Source organism: Enterovirga sp. CN4-39 (assembly GCF_049446235.1).
Lineage (GTDB): Bacteria > Pseudomonadota > Alphaproteobacteria > Rhizobiales > Beijerinckiaceae > Enterovirga.
Genome location: NZ_JBMSEF010000053.1, coordinates 1 through 3,069 on the forward strand (window position 1 = coordinate 1; position 3,069 = coordinate 3,069).

The window sequence follows — 3,069 nt, forward strand, 5'->3', positions numbered from 1 at the left end:
GTACTGGTCACGCGGATGCCAGACCGGGCCTTCGGTGAACTGAAAGCCCGTCCCGACCTGGCGGACGGGCGCCCAGGTATCGACGAGCTCCGCGAAACCCGGCCGGACGGCAGTGTGGGTGGTAATGACAGTACGCCCTCTCCGTCAGGCGCGCAGCGCCTGACGGAGGGGGCTGCCATCACGCCGGGAACCAGTTCCGCGCCGGCAGGGACTGCACCATCGGGCCGGGCACGGACATGTCTATGCGGCCGACGACCTGGCCGTGGGCGATCTTCGCGGGCTTGTCGTGCACGGGCAGCAGGAAGCGCGAGGAGGAGAGCAGCTTCTTGATCGCCGCCTTCTCCTCCCGCTTGGAGACGCCGTGGTTGCCGGTCGTACGGGGCTCGTTCGAGCTGATCTCGCCGTAGGGCGACACGATCTGGTCGTTGAAGTCGTAGATCACGTCGCCGCAGATCGTGGCGCGGCCCTCCAGCGTGTCGACATGGACGTTCATGGAGCCCTCCGTATGGGCTCCCGCCGCCTCCAGGTAGCAGCCCGGGAAGAGTTCCACGGGACCGGACAGCTCCAGGTCCTCGAAGCGGAGCGCGTCGCGCGTGTGCAGCCGATCGATCAGATGCTTGATGTCCGGCGCCGGGTATTGCGGATGCATGAGGCCCGAAACCGAGTATTCGAGCTCGCGCCGGTTGATGATCACCGTGGTGTTCATCGGGAAGAGCTCGTCCTTCCCGGCATGGTCGATATGGAGATGCGTGTGCAGCACGTAGCGCACGTCGCCCATCCGCACGCCGTGGCGGGCGAGCTGGTTTTCGATCATGTTCTCGTGGAACTGGAGGCCGCGCATCCCGAGCGTCTCCATGATCTGGTTGTGGCGGTAGCCGGTATCGACCACCACGGGCCAGGGGCCGCCCAGGATCAGGAATCCGAATGTGTGGACGCGGCGAGTCCGTCCGCAATCGCGCCCGAGCACCAGGAAGCTCGATTCGAGCTCGATATCGCCGTAATCCAGGATCTTGATCTCGAGCGCCATGCCGTTCCCTCACCCGTTGTTGTCTGACAGGCGGTAGACCCGCCTTGCAGTATTGCCGAACACGTCCGCCCGCGCCGCCTCCGGCACTGCCGCGAGATGCGCGTCCATGAGCTCGCGGTAGCTCGTCCAGAGCTTCTCGATCGGGAAGTTGGAGCCGAACAGGCACCGTTCGGGGCCGAACAGCGCGAGCGTCTCGCGCACCACGAAGGCGATGTGGGCCGGGTCGTTGGCGCGCAGGAAGGTCCCGAGGCCGGAGAGCTTACTGACGACGTTCGGCCGGGCGGCGAGCAGCTGCATGCCGGCCCGCCATGCCGCAATGCCGGATTCCGAGAGGTCTTCCAGCATGCCGGCATGCTGGAGCACGAAGGTGACCTCCGGACAGGTCTCCGCAAGCTCGGCGGCGCCCGCCATCTGGGGCGCGAAGACCTGCAGGTCGAAGGCCCAGCCATGCTCCCCGAGATGCCGGACATTGGCCTGAACCCGCTTGTCCCGGGCGAGGTCCGGCCTCGCCGCGAAGCGATAGAGCGGGTTCTCGTGCCAGTGCAGCTGCATGCGCACACCGCGGACCCGAGGGTTCGCGGCAAGGCGGTCGAGTTGCGGGCGCACATCTGCGGCCAGCAGGTCCGCATAGGCGACGATCGCGATGGGAAAGCCGATCCGGTCTGAGGCTTCCGCCACGAAATCCGCCTCGTCGACGAAGCGGTCGGCAGCCCAGTTCGCCTGGACGTAGACGGCCTCCGTGACACCCTCCGGCCGGCAATCGGCGAGGTATTCCTCGATCGGGTAGTCGCGCCGGAGGGGCTCGTACGGCCCGAAGATGCGGGGCACCATCGGCCCGAGCAGCCAGGGCAGATCCGCCTGCCGCCAGATGTGGAAATGCGCGTCGACGATGCCGGTTGTCATGCGGCTTTCCCTCCGCCCAGGGACAGGATGTGGCGGCAGGCGCGTGCCGTGCTGCTGCCATCGGCGAGCGAGGCGATAAGCGGGCGGATGGCGCGGAGAACCTGCGTCTCCGGCCGGTATTCCGGATCGCCCGCGAGCGGCGAAAGCCAGTCGATCCGGTGGGCCCGCGCCGCCAGCCGGTGCATCGCCGCGATGAGGGCAGCCGGATCGCCGCGCTCCAGCCCGTCCGACAGGACCACGACGACCGCGCCGCGTGCGAAGCTCGCATAGCGGGGCACCGCCAGGAAGGCGCCGAGCGCATCGCCGATGCGCGTGCCGCCGTCCCAGTCGGCCACCAGGCCGGCCGCTTCGGAAAGGGCCTGCTGCCGGTTCCGCCGGCGCAGCGCGCCGGTCAGCCGGGTGAGCCGGGTGCCGAGAGTGAAGACCTCCGCGCGCGGCGCGGCCCCGACAACGGTGTGCGCGAGCGCCAGATGCGCGTCCGTCCGCTCCTTCATCGAGCCCGACACGTCGATGAGCAAGAGGAGCGGGCGCGGCCGAGAGCGCCGCCGGAGGCGCTTCAGGCTCATCACCTCGCCGTCATGGCGGATGGCGTCCTTCAGGCTCCGCGCCAGGTCGATCGTCGGGCCGCGCCGCGCCCTGCCATGGCGGTAGCCGCGGCGGCGCGGCAATGCCGCCGGCAGGTCGCGTCCGAAGCGGCGGAGCGTGTCGCTATCGTCCGGCAGCCTCAAACGCCGGACGGACAGGGCCTCGGCATCGGTCGCGGCACGGCCGCTCTCGTTCACCTCCTCGCCGACCAGGATCTCGCGCGTGCCGCTATCCTCCTGGACCGACATCTCCTCGTTCGGCGCCCATTCCTCCTCGCCCGGCTCGGCGAGCGCGCCGAGGAAGTGGGCGTCGAAGAGCGCGTCGAACCGCGCGCGCTGCTCGGGATGCGGCGCAAGCGTCGCGACCGCCGCCCGGCGCAGGTGCTCGACGCTGCGCGGGCCGAGCAGCTCGGTCGCCATGAGGAAGGAGGTCGTCTGCTCCGGCGCGACCGCAAACCCGTTCTGGCGGAGCAGCGCCGGGAAGGCGACGAGGGGGCGGATGGCAGGGGGGAGGATCATGGCAGCTGCCGACCGTCTCCTCCCCCGGAGGGGGAG

3 protein-coding genes are annotated in these 3,069 nt (G+C 69.5%); all 3 read right to left on the bottom strand.

The window, feature by feature from the left end; all coding sequences use genetic code 11:
- Nucleotides 1-178: 178 nt before the first annotated feature.
- Genes ACO2SS_RS28710 through ACO2SS_RS28720 form a run of 3 tightly spaced genes read right to left on the bottom strand, consistent with a single transcriptional unit; the run spans nucleotide 179 to nucleotide 3,033 of the window.
- Complete coding sequence (locus ACO2SS_RS28710; protein WP_423281286.1) at nucleotides 179-1,027, bottom strand: MBL fold metallo-hydrolase; 849 nt, start codon at nucleotides 1,025-1,027, stop codon at nucleotides 179-181.
- Between the two features lie 9 nt (nucleotides 1,028-1,036).
- Nucleotides 1,037-1,930, bottom strand: coding sequence for an amidohydrolase family protein (locus ACO2SS_RS28715; RefSeq protein WP_423281287.1), 894 nt, complete (start codon nucleotides 1,928-1,930; stop codon nucleotides 1,037-1,039).
- Nucleotides 1,927-3,033, bottom strand: a complete 1,107-nt coding sequence (locus ACO2SS_RS28720) for a vWA domain-containing protein (RefSeq protein ID WP_423281288.1) — start codon at nucleotides 3,031-3,033, stop codon at nucleotides 1,927-1,929. The genes ACO2SS_RS28715 and ACO2SS_RS28720 overlap by 4 nt, the downstream gene beginning before the upstream one ends.
- Nucleotides 3,034-3,069 lie beyond the last annotated feature (36 nt).

What these genes read in the sequence shown, in the direction of transcription:
- ACO2SS_RS28710 (WP_423281286.1), bottom strand. Translation starts at nt 1,027, where the DNA reads ATGGCGCTCGAGATCAAGATCCTGGATTACGGCGATATCGAGCTCGAA.
- ACO2SS_RS28715 (WP_423281287.1), bottom strand. Translation starts at nt 1,930, where the DNA reads ATGACAACCGGCATCGTCGACGCGCATTTCCACATCTGGCGGCAGGCG.
- ACO2SS_RS28720 (WP_423281288.1), bottom strand. Translation starts at nt 3,033, where the DNA reads ATGATCCTCCCCCCTGCCATCCGCCCCCTCGTCGCCTTCCCGGCGCTG.